This is a genomic window from Nocardiopsis kunsanensis DSM 44524 (assembly GCF_000340965.1).
Taxonomy (GTDB): domain Bacteria; phylum Actinomycetota; class Actinomycetes; order Streptosporangiales; family Streptosporangiaceae; genus Nocardiopsis; species Nocardiopsis kunsanensis.
Window position 1 is genome coordinate 26,540 of sequence record NZ_ANAY01000037.1, and the last position, 14,507, is coordinate 41,046.

At 68.8% G+C, this 14,507-nt stretch carries 15 protein-coding genes; 4 read left to right on the forward strand and 11 right to left on the reverse strand.

The features are described from left to right. Positions 1 to 127: 127 nt before the first annotated feature. The 4 genes from D456_RS0119775 to D456_RS0119790 all read right to left on the reverse strand — a co-directional run bounded on the left by D456_RS0119775 (position 128) and on the right by D456_RS0119790 (position 3,398). Complete coding sequence (locus D456_RS0119775; protein WP_017577917.1) at positions 128 to 388, reverse strand: DUF6504 family protein; 261 nt, start codon at positions 386 to 388, stop codon at positions 128 to 130. 126 nt (positions 389 to 514) lie between these two features. Then, on the reverse strand, positions 515 to 1,465 hold the full coding sequence (locus D456_RS24590) for a M48 family metallopeptidase (protein ID WP_017577918.1): 951 nt from the start codon (positions 1,463 to 1,465) through the stop codon (positions 515 to 517). A 123-nt stretch (positions 1,466 to 1,588) separates the two neighbouring features. Continuing rightward, complete coding sequence (locus tag D456_RS0119785) at positions 1,589 to 2,284, reverse strand: DivIVA domain-containing protein (RefSeq protein ID WP_017577919.1); 696 nt, start codon at positions 2,282 to 2,284, stop codon at positions 1,589 to 1,591. A gap of 226 nt (positions 2,285 to 2,510) precedes the next feature. Further along, entirely contained in the window at positions 2,511 to 3,398 is an 888-nt protein-coding gene (locus tag D456_RS0119790; RefSeq protein ID WP_026116038.1) for an N-acetylmuramoyl-L-alanine amidase, read from the reverse strand. Between the two features lie 468 nt (positions 3,399 to 3,866). On the opposite strand from D456_RS0119790, the gene D456_RS0119795 reads away from it, so the two are divergent. Both D456_RS0119795 and D456_RS0119800 read left to right on the forward strand, forming a co-directional pair. Then, complete coding sequence (locus tag D456_RS0119795; RefSeq protein ID WP_017577921.1) at positions 3,867 to 4,928, forward strand: hypothetical protein; 1,062 nt, start codon at positions 3,867 to 3,869, stop codon at positions 4,926 to 4,928. Positions 4,929 to 5,228: 300 nt separating this feature from the next. Beyond that, positions 5,229 to 6,554 (forward strand): hypothetical protein, encoded by a 1,326-nt coding sequence (locus D456_RS0119800; protein WP_051049506.1) that lies wholly within the window; start codon positions 5,229 to 5,231, stop codon positions 6,552 to 6,554. 9 nt (positions 6,555 to 6,563) lie between these two features. On the opposite strand, the gene D456_RS0119805 is transcribed toward D456_RS0119800, so the two are convergent. The 3 genes from D456_RS0119805 to D456_RS0119815 all read right to left on the reverse strand — a co-directional run bounded on the left by D456_RS0119805 (position 6,564) and on the right by D456_RS0119815 (position 8,839). Then, positions 6,564 to 6,965 (reverse strand): DoxX family protein, encoded by a 402-nt coding sequence (locus D456_RS0119805; protein WP_017577922.1) that lies wholly within the window; start codon positions 6,963 to 6,965, stop codon positions 6,564 to 6,566. A gap of 139 nt (positions 6,966 to 7,104) precedes the next feature. Next, positions 7,105 to 7,308, reverse strand: coding sequence for a developmental transcriptional regulator BldC (gene bldC / locus D456_RS0119810; protein ID WP_013155387.1), 204 nt, complete (start codon positions 7,306 to 7,308; stop codon positions 7,105 to 7,107). Positions 7,309 to 8,005: 697 nt separating this feature from the next. Next, on the reverse strand, positions 8,006 to 8,839 hold the full coding sequence (locus tag D456_RS0119815; protein WP_026116040.1) for a hypothetical protein: 834 nt from the start codon (positions 8,837 to 8,839) through the stop codon (positions 8,006 to 8,008). A gap of 253 nt (positions 8,840 to 9,092) precedes the next feature. On the opposite strand from D456_RS0119815, the gene D456_RS0119820 reads away from it, so the two are divergent. Then, positions 9,093 to 9,320: a DUF3073 domain-containing protein gene (locus D456_RS0119820; RefSeq protein ID WP_017577924.1), complete on the forward strand. Its 228-nt coding sequence runs from the start codon at positions 9,093 to 9,095 to the stop codon at positions 9,318 to 9,320. A 161-nt stretch (positions 9,321 to 9,481) separates the two neighbouring features. On the opposite strand, the gene purM is transcribed toward D456_RS0119820, so the two are convergent. The 3 genes from purM to D456_RS0119835 all read right to left on the reverse strand — a co-directional run bounded on the left by purM (position 9,482) and on the right by D456_RS0119835 (position 12,676). Then, positions 9,482 to 10,543, reverse strand: a complete 1,062-nt coding sequence (gene purM, locus D456_RS0119825; RefSeq protein ID WP_017577925.1) for a phosphoribosylformylglycinamidine cyclo-ligase — start codon at positions 10,541 to 10,543, stop codon at positions 9,482 to 9,484. Positions 10,544 to 10,645: 102 nt separating this feature from the next. Beyond that, the gene (gene purF / locus D456_RS0119830; protein WP_026116041.1) at positions 10,646 to 12,139 is read right to left on the reverse strand and encodes an amidophosphoribosyltransferase; all 1,494 of its coding nucleotides are present in this window, start codon (positions 12,137 to 12,139) and stop codon (positions 10,646 to 10,648) included. A 99-nt stretch (positions 12,140 to 12,238) separates the two neighbouring features. Then, complete coding sequence (locus tag D456_RS0119835) at positions 12,239 to 12,676, reverse strand: sterol carrier family protein (RefSeq protein ID WP_026116042.1); 438 nt, start codon at positions 12,674 to 12,676, stop codon at positions 12,239 to 12,241. A 338-nt stretch (positions 12,677 to 13,014) separates the two neighbouring features. Here D456_RS0119835 and D456_RS0119840 point away from each other — a divergent pair, with 338 nt between their 5' ends. Further along, positions 13,015 to 13,632, forward strand: a complete 618-nt coding sequence (locus tag D456_RS0119840) for a DUF47 domain-containing protein (protein WP_017577928.1) — start codon at positions 13,015 to 13,017, stop codon at positions 13,630 to 13,632. Between the two features lie 60 nt (positions 13,633 to 13,692). Here D456_RS0119840 and pstB read toward each other — a convergent pair whose 3' ends face one another. Then, positions 13,693 to 14,472, reverse strand: a complete 780-nt coding sequence (gene pstB, locus D456_RS0119845) for a phosphate ABC transporter ATP-binding protein PstB (protein WP_017577929.1) — start codon at positions 14,470 to 14,472, stop codon at positions 13,693 to 13,695. Positions 14,473 to 14,507: the final 35 nt, after the last annotated feature.

Sequence of the window (14,507 nt, forward strand, 5' to 3'; positions counted from 1 at the left end):
GCGCGCACCTGCGTCCGGCCGGCCGCCGACACCCGTACGGCACCCGGCCCACGCATGAACGGTTCCCCGACACACGAACGCCCGCCCGGCCTCCCACCGGGCGGGCGCGACGCCTGTGTTCAGCGGCTCAGTTCCACTGGCGGCGCATGGTCCAGCGGTCGGAGCCGGTGTCCTTGGCGATCTCGACGATGCTCGCCTCGCCGGCGTCGGACTCGGCCGAGACCCGCAGCAGGTGGCCGGGTGCGCTCACCCCGTCCCGGGGCTCGGGGCGCACCGGCCAGTCGCTGATGACGCGCCGGACCCGGAAGGTGTGGCCTCGCCAGGTGAATTGTGCGGGGTTTCCGCCGGTGGTGGAGCGGACGTCGATCTGTTCGTTCAGAAGACTCACGCGGGACAGCCTATCGAACGTGTTTTCGAGGGAGGGGTGTCTCTCGAATGGGGCGGACCGTGGGACGCCGAACACCTTAGGCCCCTGGCGGGACCGAGCGCACGCGCTCTTCGGCGTGTCGTCCCCCTACAGGAAGACCCGCCCCCGCCGTGACCGGTCCCGTAGCGCCGCCATGCGCCGGGTGTTGCTGGGACGGCGGCTCAACAGGTGGTACAGCAGCAGTGAGCCACCGCGGTCGGTACGGGCGCGGGCTGCCATCTCACCCATGTTCACGCGCCGGTACAGATGGCGTCCGCCGGCGAGCAGGCGGACGGAGTGCGCGGCCCCGGGCAGCTGGGCGTGGGCGTGGTTGTCTGCTGTGTACTCCCGCACACGGGAGAGCGCGGCCCCGGCACCGGGCAGGAGTTCGGCGCCGATCGTGGCGACCCGGTTCCAGTAGCCCGTGTGCCCGGCGGCCACGTGCCCGATCTGGTGGGCGACGTGGAAGGCCAGGGCTTCGGGGTCGTGGCCTTGCTCACCCGCCTGGAACACGTCGTGGGAGAGCACCAGATAGCGGCGCAGCCCGTGCGCGGACGCGTCGGTGTGCCGGGGGTACCGCCCGGTGCTGATGTAGGCCTCGGGTGGCTCGGCCAGTCCCATGGCCTCCGAGAGCGACACGACCAGACGGTGGGTCTCGGGGAACTGCGTGGGGGAGACCTTGACCGACTCGGCGCGGTGGCGTGCGTACCGCAGCCCACGGGTGATCCAGCACGCGGCCGGCAGGAGGGACACGGGCGCCAGGGTCCACAGCGGGGAACCGGTCGCCGCCCACAGCAGATACAGGGCGCCGGTGTTCAGGAACAGGGTGAGGCCGACGCACACCGCGAACAGAGGGGCCTCCCACGGGTGGGCGGGTGCGGGGAGCAGGTCCTCGTGGTCGTCGACGGACTCGACGGACTCGACGGACTCGACGGGCTGTGCGGACCGCGGGCGGGGGAGGGGCCCGCTCAGGCGGTCGCCGTCGTGGAGAGGGCGGCCCCGTGCTCCTTCGGCCGAGCCGGTGGCCGGGCGGCTCTCCGGTGGTGTCGTCGGTGACATACCGTCCCCTCGGTCCGCGGCGTGTGAACCACGAGGGGATGTTACCCCCTGTAGTTGGACATTACTTTCCGCTTCCCTCCTGTGGGGGTGGCGGAGGGCGGCGTGTCCGCGTGCGAGCCTTGTTCAGCGCTCGCCGTCATCCTCGTAGCGGCGCAGCTCCTCGGCCAGCTCGTCCAGGAACAGGTCCACCTGTTCGGGGTCGTAACCGGGCCGCGCCCGTGTCGTGGCGAACTGCACCCGCTCCACGTCACGGGCGGTCAACGTGGCCCGGTCGGGACGCCCTCCCGTCAGCATGGTGAGGGTGAACTCGGCGTGGTCGAGGAACTCGTCGACCTCCCCCTCGTTGTAACCGGTGGTCAACCGCGTTATGGCGAACTGTTTGTTGCGCACCGCCTCGGCGCTCATCCGTGGGGCGGCGGGGCCGGGCGGTGCCGTGGCGGGGCCGGCAGCCTCGGTCGCACGCTGAGCGGGGGCGGGCTCGGGGGTGGGGTCAGGGCGCGGCGGGAGCGGGGGAGGGTCCGCTGGGGCGGAGCGCCCCAGCCCGCGCCCGGCGAGCTCGGCGATGACGTGGTCGAGGAAGTCGTCGACCTCGTCCTCACGGTAACCGGGGCTGAAGCGGGTGGTGCGGAAGCGGGCTCCGCGCACATCGTCGGCGGTGATCAGCTCACCCTCTCGGGGGCCGCCGTCGAGAGCGATCAGGGTCGCCTCGACCCGGTCGAGGAGGGCGTCGACGTCGTCCTCGTTGTAGCCGGGACGCAGACGCACCGTGTGGAACTTCTTGTCGCGGATGTCCGCCGGTGTCAGAGACATGGTCACCATTTGTGCAGTCGACAGGGGCCGTCGGTCGGTCGTTGCGGGGCGTGGTCCTGCCCGTCACGGGAACGACGGCATCCAGGAACTCCGTGATCCGGGCCGGAGGCTATCGCCCAGGCCGGTGCCGAACACGCGGGGGATACGGCAGTTCATGACGGCATTATGCCGGGAGGTGAGGGTCCTTGGCCATACCGGCCGGTATCCGTGACCGGTTGTGGTCGTTCAGTGCGTCTCAGCTGCGCAAGAGGTAGGTGGCGAGCCCGCGGGCGATGGCGTCGGCGGCCGTCTCGCGCCACTCGGCGTCGGACAGCATCTCGGCGTCCTCCTCGTTGCGCATGTTCCCGGTCTCCAGGAACACCTTCGGCACCGTCGACAGGTTGAGACCGCCCAGGTCGGTGCGTTCGTCGAAGCCCTCGTCGGCCAGGTAGTCCGATACGGGCATCCCGGTGCCCCTCTCGTACTCGCGGTGCAGGTCCTCGGCCAGAACCTGTGCTGGTTCGGCGATCCGGTCGGTGTGGCCGTCGATCGACCCGGGGTGGATCACATGGAACCCGCGCCCGCTCTCGGGCCCGCCGTCGGCGTGCAGGGACACTGCTGCGTCGGCGTCGGCCTCGTTGCCGATCTCGGCGCGCTCGTTGATGCAGGGGCCCACACCCTCGTTGTCCTCACGGGTCAGGATCACGGTCGCCCCGTCTGCCTCCAGGCGTTCCTGTACCAGCAGGGACAGTTCCCAGTTGAACTCGTGTTCGGGCAGGCCGTCGGCGGTCTCCGTGCCGACTGTGTCGCAGGCCTTCTCCTGGCCGTCGGGGCCTGCGGGGACGCTCTCGTTGATGCTGTCGGGGTCCTGGGCGTTGCCGCCGTTGTGGCCGGGGTCGATGACCACCACGTCGCTGTGCAGGGGGCCGTCACCGACCGGTTCCTCCTGTCCGTCGGGGGCCTCGTCAGGGGCGGAGGCCTGCGCGTCATCAGGGCCGGGCAGAGGGGGCGCGGCGGTGGGGTCGCCGTCCGGTTCCTCCCCGGGGGACGTCGCACACGAGGCGCAGAGCAGAGCGGCCAGGGCGGTCAGGGACAGGGCGCGGACGGTGCGGCCGCCGGGCCTCTGCTCGGTCGAAGCGGGCATGTCCACAAAATAGCGGCCCTCGGCCTGTGCGCGGCACCTGCCTCGGCGTGCCCGTACATCACCGAATGTTCGGTTCTCCGGATTCATGGACGCATGGTAAGCACGTCGGTTTACAAGAATTATGAGAATAAGGGGATCTTTGCGTTCATTTCTGGCCTGAGCTGCATTAATGTGGATCGTGACATTTCCGTGACGCGGATTCCTGTGTTTTTTCGCTATTTCTGTGGATAAGCTCCGCAACGGAGGCATCGAGGTGCGAAACCCCCAGTGAGGGCGTCCTGACCAGGGGCACCCGCTGATCACCCGTTGCCAGGCATCACACGGACAACGGCCCCCAGGCCGTGTCGTAGGCATCCGACATTGGCTCGTGTCCGCGTTTTCGCGTCCCGCTTCCGCCCGTCACGGCGGTGGATCACGTGGCCACCCGACCCGGATTCGAGGGTCGGGACGATCCGAACGAGGATTATCTTGACGCATTCCCCCAGCATCAGCGCGCGCCGCATGCTCCAAGCCGGCGCCACCTTCGCGGCCTTCGGTGGTCTGACCCTGGCCGCCGCCATGCCTGCCCAGGCCGAGACGATCACCGTCGGGACGGCGCACAGCGCCGTTCTCGAGGAGCGTGTCTCCGTCGTCCCCTCCGTCCCGCAGAGCGAGGAGGGCAGCGACACCCAGCATTACCAGGGCCAGCCCGAGCCGTACCTCGACGTCGATCTGACGGGCACCAGCACCGTGGACGCCGAAGGCCTCCACTCCTCCATCGATGTCGGCAGCGTCCACGCGCAGCTGACAGAGGAGGACCTCGGCCAGATCCTCGCTCAGGAGGACACCGAGGACCTCCAGAGTTTCGGCACGATCGACGAGCTCCAGAGCGAATCCGCCGGAACCCTGGACACCCAGGACGAGGACTACGTCATCGACGTCGAGTTCACCGACGCGAGCATCCAGGTCACCCAGGACTGGGACGGCGAGTACACCGTCGAGTTCGCCGAGGGCCAGGTGCAGGTGAACCACACCTTCCTGCCGATGGACGTCTCGTTGACCTCGGTCGAGGGCCAGGAGCAGGTGCCCTCCCTCGAGGACGAGGACTTCCTCTTCGACGCCTCCTTCGGCGGCCTGGTCGCCTCCTTCGACGCCGGCGTGGCCGGGTTCGACTTCGCCTTCGCCGAGGTCCTCACCGGCACCGCCGAGATCGAGGCCGGGGACGAGGACCCGGGCGGGGGCGACCCGGGTGACGGGGACGACGAGGACCCGGGCAACGGGGACGACGAGGACGGCAAGGAAGACGAGGACGGCAAGGAAGACGGGAACGAGGACGACCAGGACGGCAGCAAGGATCCCGGTGAGGAGGACGGCCGGGACGACCGCAAGGAGGAGGGCCAGGACGAGGACTCCCTGCCCGTCACCGGTGGTGCCCTGGCCGGTCTGATCGCCGCCGGCACCGCCGTGGCCGCCGGCGGTGGCGCCGCCGTCTACTTCACGCGCCGCAAGAAGAGCGACGTGACCGAGGAAGAAGCCGCCGACGAGAGCTGACATCCGCCGTCACCAGGACTTACGCGTCCGCGGTGACCGCTCGTCCACGGCCCCGGGACGCCCGTCCCGGGGCCGTTCGTCTGCGCCGGAACTCGAACAAGGTTCCCGATTCGGGCTCCACGGGCTAGGCTCGCTCTGTGGGTACGCGTGCACTCACCGTCCGAATTCCCTCTCGGAGCGGGAGGGGCCCCGCTCAACCGCTCCGCACATCGCCCGGCCACACCTCCGACGCCTTGTGCCCCTCTCCTGCCGGCGCCGGGACAGGCCGAGCATCCCCCAGAACAATTCAGGAGTGCTGTGGTGACTTCCACCAAGCCGACCGTGCGTCGCCTCCTCGGCGGCGGTGTCCTGTGCGCAGTGTTCGGTGCCCTCACCGTGGTGACCGCCGCGCCCGTGAGCGCATCGCCGTTGGTCTGGGGGAACTCACAGGCCTGGGTCTCCGACGGGGACGCCGTCAGCGGATACTCGACGGCGATCAGCCATGGTGAAGCCCATGAGGAGGAGTCCGAGGCCGGGGAGGTCTCCGGTCCCCTGGCCGAGTACGCCGAGATCAATGGCAGCAGCTATGCCCTCGTCGACGACGATGGCGCCCACGCGGTCTCCGTCGTGGACTCGGCGGCGTTCCGGCTGGAGGTCGACGACCTGGTCGACCTCGGCATGATCGACGTCCCCGGGCCCGAGGAGGGCGGCGAAGGCGACCGGAGCGGTACCGAGGACGACGAACCCTCGCCCCTGGAGGAGCAGACCGCGCCGGAAGAGAACGACGAACCGGCCGGGGAAACCGAGCCACAGGCCGAGGCGGACGGTCCCGGGGCGTCCCCCAGCCCCGAGCCCCCGCCGCGTCCGCAGGACGATGAGGAGGAAACGGACGAGGGCGACGGCGATCCGCAGGGTCAGAAGCCCTCCGAGCCGGAAGGGAGCCCTGAACCGGAGGAGGCCCCCGAACCGGAGGAGACCCCCGAGGTGCGGGCCACCGAGTCCCCGGTCCGCGGGGACACGCGTCTGATGCCCCTGGAACCGGTCGCAGACCCTGGTGCCGGCGGTACCGACAGCGTCGAGTTCACTGTCGCGGACGTCCGGGCCACCGTCCGGGCCGAGTACGGCGGACGTGTCCGGACGGGTTTCGAGTACGGGGAGATCACCGCGTTCGGTGAACCGGTCGACGAACTGGGGCGGGGGAGCGAGGGCACGACCGTCACGGACGTGCTCGAGGTTCCCGGCACCGAGGGCGGACCCGGCGAGAAGATCCCGGTGAGTGTGCACTTCGCGGCCAACGAGTCGAAGTTCGAGGATGAGGACCCCGAGTGGGAGGGCACGGGGGCGCGCTCGTGGCTCACCGCCTGGGTGCAGGTCGGTGCTCCCGAAGAGGACCACGGGTTCGTGGTGGAACTGGCCGACTCCTGGGCGCTGGGTTCCACCCATGTCTCCGAGAGCGGGCCCTCCCCAGCCGAGGACGAGGACGGCGAGGCCGCTGTCGAGGGGAACCCGGTCAGCCGCCTGCCCACGACAGGCGGGTCCCTGGCCGCGTTGGTGACGGCGGCATGTGTCGCTGTCGGTGGCGGATGTGCGGCGACCTACCTCGCACGCGGGCGCACCACCGCGATGGACGACCGTATCGAGGACTGACCGGAGCGCTCAGAGCACGGTTCCGCGGCCGATCAGCCGCGCGGTCTCGGGGCGGCGGATCCATGCCACCGCGGCCATCGCTGCGGTCAGTGCCAGTGGCAGGACCCAGCCCTGGTCCATGAGCACGAACACGTGGGTGAGGACGGCACCGGCCACGACGGCGGCCAATCCCAGCGCGGCGAGCCCGGCGGTACGCGGAACGAGCAGGAGTACGCCTCCCGCGACCTCCGCGGCACCGACGGCGTAACGCAGCCACTGGCCGACCCCGATCTCGGAGAAGGTGGCCACGTGGTCGGGCCAGGCCAGGAGTTTGCCGACGCCGACCAGGAGGAAGACGGCGGCTCCGACCGTCTGCAACATCCACGACGTCACGATGAGTGACAGGGGGCGGGTCGGTCGGTCCTCTGTCATGCGGAGTCTCCACTGTCAACGGGGTCGTACTGGTGAGCCGGACACGGAAGAGGACGGGCCCGGCAGGCCCGCCCTCGGTTCTTGTGTCAGCCGGAGACCGCCCGGCCGTTCCCCCCGGAACCGGCTCAGACCGGGGAGATCACTCCGTACGCTGGCTGGGGATTCCGGCCAGCAGGGCGCGGACCTCGGTCTCGCGATAGCGGCGGTGTCCGCCCAAGGTGCGGATCGAGGTCAGCTTGCCCGCCTTCGCCCAACGTGTGACCGTCTTCGGGTCCACGCGGAACATGGTGGCAACCTCGGCGGGGGTCAACAGGGGCTCCGCCTCGGGCGTGCGAGTTGACATGTGTACGGCCTCTCCTCCTGGATCTGTGTGCCGATCCTTGAGCCTTAATCCTGGCGCTTGGCCCGGATGTCCAATATTCCCGATCGAAGGGACATTGGCATCACCCGAGGTGATTGTGCGACCACACCAAGCAACTTTGCACGTGGGAGGCCAAAGAAAGCCGCCCGTGGTCGCGTCACGCTAAGTGATTCTAGCGACACGTTTAGTGGCATGTGGTCTATTCGGTCAAAACTTCGTTCTCCGGCCTCGTTTTTCTCGATCCGGAGTGGCCGAAGTGCTAGGGGGGAGCTGACCGAAACCCGGCCGCCGGGCTCGGCCCCCGAAGGTCGTCGCGCTGGTCGGTCCGATGGTTCGGTCGGGTCGCCGGGGGCGTGCGAAGGAAGGCCGTCCCTTCGAGCCGAGCGGTCGGGCCATGCGGGATCGCCCGCGTGGCAGGGCTTCTCTGGTTACGGAGCGTGCAGACCGTGATCGCCTCACTACAGTCTACGTCGATCCCTAACGGGCGTTATGCCCAATTTCTGAGAGCTTGGCGTGGGGCTGCGGAGGTGTTCTTCCGGGCGGCTTCCTCACGTGGGAAAAGGCTCTCTGAAGAGGTTGAGAAACCTGGTGTACCAGGTTGGTGTACGGCGTGTCGGGTCCGTTGCTTCACGACGAACGGTCGAGAAGTGTCGACGAAAACCTGAAGGCCCCGTAACACTCAGTTGGCGTGTTGCAGGGCACGCACATACTTCCACCGTTCCAGCAATCGCTCGCGCAGCTTCCGCACCTGGCCCGTGGCACCCTCGGCCAGGGCCGCCACCGCACCCGAGACCTCCGCGACCGACCGGTCCGCATGCAGGTGGTCATCGCTCAGCAGGTACGGCAGGCCCCCGTAGTCGAGCTCGACGAGCGCCTCGGGGTGTGCGGTCGAGGTCAACCAGTCCTTCACCCGCTCGACCCCGCCGGAGGCCGTGTTCTCCCCGACGTGTTCGCGCAGTACCGCCGAGGTGTGCTCCAGCCGGCGCAGCGCCGACGAGTACCAGGTCAGATACAGCAACGTGCGTGTGTCCTGGTTCGACAGCACCAGGCACCGCTCGTCGTCCTCGAACGGCACGAACCACGGGACCGGGATCGTCCAGTTGCTCGACAGGATCCCGGGCCGCACCACCGCACCCGAGTCGAGCCAGGAACGGTAGGCCTCCTCCACCCGTTCGGCCTCCGGGGCCGGGACGAAGGATTCGCTCACCGCGAAGGGCACCGTGTTGCTGAAGTCGTCGTAGGCACGCCACGATCGCAACCGGGTCTGCCACGGGCACACGTACAAACGGCCCTCGATCATCCGCAGGTAGGCGTGCTCACTCTCCTCCTCCGGGGCCACCCGCGGGGGCGAGACCAGGAGTCGGCCCAGGCTCTCGTGCTGCTCGGCATCCAGGGTGCGGATACGCCGGGGACGGTCCGGTGAGAGTGCGTACTCCTCCCATCTCCGGCGTTCCTGCGGGGCGAAGGCGTCCAGCGGTTGGTAGAGACGGAGATAGGCACTGTAGGGCAACACGGTCGCATCGTGGCACAGATCGTCCTGTCGGACACGCACCATCGGAAACGCCTGGTGGACGGGGAGTCCGGCCGCTGTCGGCCTCCGTCGGACACGGGTGGCGTAGGCATGGCGGGGCCCGACCAGGTACGGTTGTAGGTGTACGTAAGCTGGCGTGAGTCGTCAGTCGCGTTTGACGGCCGTCAGCCGACAGTTCGGGTTAGTTGAGAGAACTGGGGTTCATCCGAACCCCATCGTTGAGGGGGTCGAGCCAATGGGGCGCGGCCGAGCCAAGGCCAAGCAGCAGAAGGTCGCCCGGAAGCTCAAGTACAGCACCGGTGGAACTGACCTCGATCGGCTGCGGTCGGAGCTGGGTGTCGCTGAGGGGCAGGGGTCTCAGAGCGGTCCGTCGGGCCCGGAAGACTCCTACGGAGAACCTCATGACGACCTGATCGACCGTTACGCCGATTTCGCCGAGAAGCACTCGGACTCCGACAGATAGGTCGACCGAGGTCTTCGACCGCTCGGACAGCAACAACTGAGTCTGTGGGCAGACCCCGATGTTCCAGGGGCACCGCATACAGGTGGATATAGCCGGTGCGAACCACTCCTGTGGTTCGCACCGGCTATGTCTGCGCCCTTTGCGGGCGAGCACCGATGCGCTCACGCCGACCGGTACTCGCCGGTGACGACGGCGTTGCCCGATCCGGCAGTGACCTCGCCCAGACGCCAGGACGGGACACCGCGCTCGGACAACAGGGCCAGGGCCCGTTCGGCGTCCTGTTCCGCGACGATCGCGACCATGCCCACGCCCATGTTGAACGTGGCCTCCATGTCCGCGCGGCCCACCCCGCCCTTCTCGGCGAGGTGGTCGAAGAGCCGGCCCGGGGCCCACGTCCCGCGGTCCACGTGTGCGTCGGTGTGGTCGGGCAGGGACCGTGACAGATTCGCGGCGAGCCCGCCCCCGGTGATGTGCGAGTAGGCGTGCACCTCGACCTCGGCGGTCAGGGCGACGCAGTCCTGTGCGTAGACCCGGGTCGGGGTCAGCAGAGCCTCGCCCAGGGGACCGTCCAGCTCCGGGACCTCGCCGAACAGGTCCAGGTCGGCCTCGTCCACGATGCGCCGGATCAGTGAGTACCCGTTGGAGTGCGGTCCGGAGGAAGCCATCGCGATCAGGGCATCGCCCTCGCGGACCCGGTTCGGGCCCAGGATCGCGTCACCCTCGACCACACCGGTGCCTGCCCCGGCCAGGTCGTACTCGTGCGGTTCCATCGCGCCCGGGTGCTCGGCGGTCTCCCCGCCGATGAGAGCGCACCCGGCCCGCTGGCAGCCCTCGGCGATCCCACCGACGAGCTCGGCGATGCGCTCGGGCACCACCGCGCCGGTCGCGATGTAATCGGTCATGAAGAGCGGCTCGGCCCCGCTGACCACCAGGTCGTCGACGACCATCGCCACCAGGTCGATGCCGATGGTGTCGTGCCGGTCCAGCTGTTGGGCGAGCATCACCTTGGTCCCGACCCCGTCGGTGGAGGTCGCCAGGACCGGGTCGCGGTACTGGGCGGTGTTCAGTCGGAACAGTCCGGCGAAACCGCTGGCGTCATCGACCTGCTCCGGGCGGCGGGTCCGCGCGACGTGGCGCTTCATCAGGTCGACGGCGCGCTCACCGGCGGCGATGTCGACGCCCGCGGCCGCGTACGCGCCCGCCCCTGTGTTCTCGGCTGCCACGCGAGTTACTCCTCGTGATGTGTTCGGTGGTACGGGGTGCCGTGTTCCGGCGTCGGGCACGGCGGCACCAGGGTGATGTGCGGAAGAAAGCACAAGGGCAAGTCAGCGGCCGCCCACGGCAACGGTGGAGCCCTCAGGGGTGCCACAGACCTTCTCCAGCATGTGCTTGCCCTGGGACCCGGTGTCGATCTCCAACGGGTACACACCGTCGAAACAGGCCCGGCAGAGCTGGCCGGAGGGGACCTCCGTGGCAGCGGTGAGTTCGTCCAGGCTCACGTAGGAGAGGGTGTCGGCGCCGATGGACTCGGCGATCTCGTCCGTCGACAGGTTCGCCGCGATGAGCTCGTCCCGGCTCGCGAAGTCCACCCCGTAGTAGCAGGGCCACAGCACCGGAGGACTGGAGATGCGCACGTGCACCTCGGTGGCGCCGGCCTCCCGCAGCATTCGTACCAGGGCACGCTGGGTGTTGCCGCGCACGATCGAGTCGTCCACGACCACCAGGCGGCGCCCGCCGATGACATCGCGCAGAGGGTTGAGCTTGAGCCGGATACCGAGCTGGCGCAAGGTCTGGCTGGGCTGGATGAAGGTGCGCCCCACGTAGGAGTTCTTCACCAGGCCCTGGGCGAAAGGGATCCCGCTGGCCTCGGCGTATCCGACCGCGGGCGGGGTGCCCGACTCCGGGACCGGGATGACCAGGTCGGCGTCGACCGGGTGCTCAACGGCCAGACGGCGGCCGACCTCCACCCGGGTGGTGTTGACGTTGCGCCCGGCGATCGTGGTGTCGGGGCGCGCCAGGTACACGTACTCGAACAGGCAGCCCTTGCGGCGTGCGGGGGCGAAACTGCGCGAACGCAGCCCCCGCTCGTCGATGGTGAGGAACTCACCCGGCTCGATCTCGCGGACGAACTCGGCCCCCACGATGTCCAGGGCGGCGGTCTCACTGGCCACGACCCAGCCGCCGGCACCGGAGGTCTCTCCGAGGCGGCCGAGCACGAACGGGCGGATGCCCTGCGGGTCGCGTGCCGCGTAGAGGGTGTTCTCGTCCATGAACACCAGGGAGAAGGCCCCGTGCACCTGTGGGAGGAGCTCCATCGCTGCGTCCTCGATGGAGACCTCGGGGTCGCTGTGGGCGTGGTCGGCCAGGAGCTGCGTGAGGATCTCGGTGTCCGTGGTGGCGCGCTGGGGGCCCCGCATCCGCGCGGCGAGCTCGGCGGTGTTGATCAGGTTGCCGTTGTGCCCGAGCGCCAGTCCGCCCTCGCGGGCGAAGGTCGGCTGGGCGTTCTCCCACACGGGCGAACCTGTCGTGGAGTAGCGGCAGTGGCCGATCGCCATGTGCCCGCGCAGGTTCTCGAGGGTGGCCTCGTCGAAGACCTGGGAGACGAGCCCCATGTCCTTGTAGACGACGATGCGTTCCCCGTCGCTCAGTGCGATGCCCGCGGATTCCTGCCCGCGGTGTTGGAGCGCGTAGAGACCGAAGTAGGTGAGCTTACTGACTTCTTCGCCGGGTGCCCAGACCCCGAAGACACCGCAGGCATCCTGCGGGCCGCGTGCGTGCGGATCGAGGTCCGTGGAGAGCCGGCCGTCGGAGTACGGCACGTGCACAGCTTAGTGCCTGCCGGTCGCCCGCACACCATTCGGGGGGCGTTCACTTTCCTCGGAGCGCGTGAGTGCGGGCCCGACGGTACCCTTCACCCTTCAGGGCCACAGCGGCAGATGTGCGGACAGGTCGGCACGTGCGCCACTGGCACTGACCCGGTGGTTCCCGAGCTCTTCCTCCCACGTGACGGCGCCGGTGGCCAGGCGCAGCCACGTGAGCGGCCCGGTCTCCACCACACCCGGCGGAGTGCCCCGCGTGTGCCGGGGACCCTCCACCGCCTGTACGGCCCCGTACGGAGGCACACGCACCTCCAGGCTGTTGCCCGGGGCCCGTTCCGCCAGGACCGCCAGCGAACCGCGTACGGCCGCTCTGACGGCCGGACGCAGCGGCTCGGGGGCGCGCAGCACCGCGCGGGCGCACGCCTCCACCGCCTCCTCCTCGCTGCCCTCGAACGGCTCCTCGCCCAGGGCGGAACGTTGGTCGTCGAGTGCGGTACGCAGACGCTTCAGGGCGCTCGCGGTCAATGCGGTCGGCATGGGGCCAGCGTACGGCCCCGGAAGCCGGGCCGGCCGGGGGAGGAACGCTTCATGCCCCCCCCGGGACGATCGGATCACGGAACGACAGCAATACTTGTCAGCGGACGGAAATGCCCTGAAGGTGGACACCGAGAGGCACCTGTGGAGTCGTTCACCGCTTCCCCGGCCGGGTGATTCCTGTCTCAGGGACGCAGGGGTCCGAGAGCGCCGAACACGGCAGCGTCCCTGGCCTCCCGGCCCCCAGCCGGGTGCCGCGCCGCGCCCTACCGCGCTGAAGCAACTGGTCAGCGCCCTTAATATCCACCAAGGAAGACCACCGCACCATCGGGAGAGACGACGTGCGCCTGCGTTTGCGCCCGCGTGATGACAGCTACTACGAGATGTTCACCGATTCGGCGAACAACCTGGTCATCGCGGCCCGCCTGTTGGTGGAGCTGATGAGTGACGGGGCTGACCGGGAAGCCATCACCGAGAAGATGCGCGCCTGCGAGCATGCCGGGGACGACGCCACCCACGCGATCATGCGGCGGCTCAACAAGAGCTCGGCCACCCCCATACACCGTGAGGACATCTATCGCCTCGCCTCCAACCTCGACGACGTCATGGATTCCATGGAGGCGGCCGTCGACCTCATCGGCCTCTACGAGCTCGACCGTCTGCCCAAGGGCATCATCGACCAGATCGAGGTGCTGGAACGTGCCGCCGAGCTGACCGCCGAGGCCATGCCGCGCTTGCGCGACCTCGAGGACCTCACCCGGTACTGGATCGAGATCAACCAGCTCGAGAACCAGGCCGACCGCATCTACCGCAAGCTCCTCGCCCGCCTCTTCAGCGGCGAGTACGAGGCTCTGACGGTGCTCAAGCTCAAGGACGTCATCGAGGAACTCGAGACGGCCGCTGACGCGTTCGAGCACGTCGCGAACACGGTCGAGACGATCGTGGTCAAGAGCGGCTGAGGAACGACGGAGGGCCGGGGTGCACCGCAAAGCACCCCGGCCCTCCCGAACGGGTGGTGGTCAGCCGAAGCGGCCGGTGATGTAGTTCTCCGTCTCCTTCTGCTCGGGACGGGTGAACATCTGGTTGGTCTCCCCCATCTCGATGAGCTTTCCGGGCTTGCCGGGGGCGGAGAGGTTGAAGAACGCGGTCCGGTCGGACACACGCGCGGCCTGCTGCATGTTGTGGGTGACGATCACGATCGTGTAGTCCTCCTTCATGTTGTGAATGAGGTCCTCGATCGCGAGTGTGGAGATCGGGTCCAGCGCCGAGCAGGGCTCGTCCATGAGGAGGACGGACGGCTTGACGGCGGTGGCGCGGGCGATGCACAGGCGCTGCTGCTGACCGCCGGAGAGGCCGGCACCGGGCTTGTTGAGGCGCTCCTTGACCTCTTCCCACAGGTTCGCGCCGCGCAGCGACTCCTCGACCAGGTCGTCGGCCTGGGACTTGGACATGCGGGAGTTGTTGAGCCTGGCCCCGGCGATGACGTTGTCGTAGATGGACATGGTGGGGAAGGGGTTGGCCTTCTGGAAGACCATCCCGATCTCGCTGCGCACCATGACCGGGTCGACGTCGGGACCGTAGATGTCCAGGTCGTCGAGGAGGACCTTGCCCTGGGCACTCGCACCGGGGGTGACTTCGTGCATGCGGTTCAGCGCGCGCAGGAAGGTGGACTTGCCGCAGCCGGAGGACCCGATGAACGCTGTCACCGACCGCGGCTCGATGGTCATGGAGACGTCCTCCACGGCCTTGAAGTCGCCGTAGAAGACGTTGAGTCCGGAGACGTCGATTCGTTTCGCCACTGGATGTTCCTCTTGAGTCAGAGCGTGGGGCGGGT

What these genes read in the sequence shown, in the direction of transcription:
- D456_RS24590 (WP_017577918.1), bottom strand. Translation starts at nt 1,465, where the DNA reads ATGTCACCGACGACACCACCGGAGAGCCGCCCGGCCACCGGCTCGGCC.
- D456_RS0119785 (WP_017577919.1), bottom strand. Translation starts at nt 2,284, where the DNA reads ATGGTGACCATGTCTCTGACACCGGCGGACATCCGCGACAAGAAGTTC.
- D456_RS0119790 (WP_026116038.1), bottom strand. Translation starts at nt 3,398, where the DNA reads ATGCCCGCTTCGACCGAGCAGAGGCCCGGCGGCCGCACCGTCCGCGCC.
- D456_RS0119805 (WP_017577922.1), bottom strand. Translation starts at nt 6,965, where the DNA reads ATGACAGAGGACCGACCGACCCGCCCCCTGTCACTCATCGTGACGTCG.
- bldC (WP_013155387.1), bottom strand. Translation starts at nt 7,308, where the DNA reads ATGTCAACTCGCACGCCCGAGGCGGAGCCCCTGTTGACCCCCGCCGAG.
- D456_RS0119820 (WP_017577924.1), top strand. Translation starts at nt 9,093, where the DNA reads ATGGGGCGCGGCCGAGCCAAGGCCAAGCAGCAGAAGGTCGCCCGGAAG.
- D456_RS0119835 (WP_026116042.1), bottom strand. Translation starts at nt 12,676, where the DNA reads ATGCCGACCGCATTGACCGCGAGCGCCCTGAAGCGTCTGCGTACCGCA.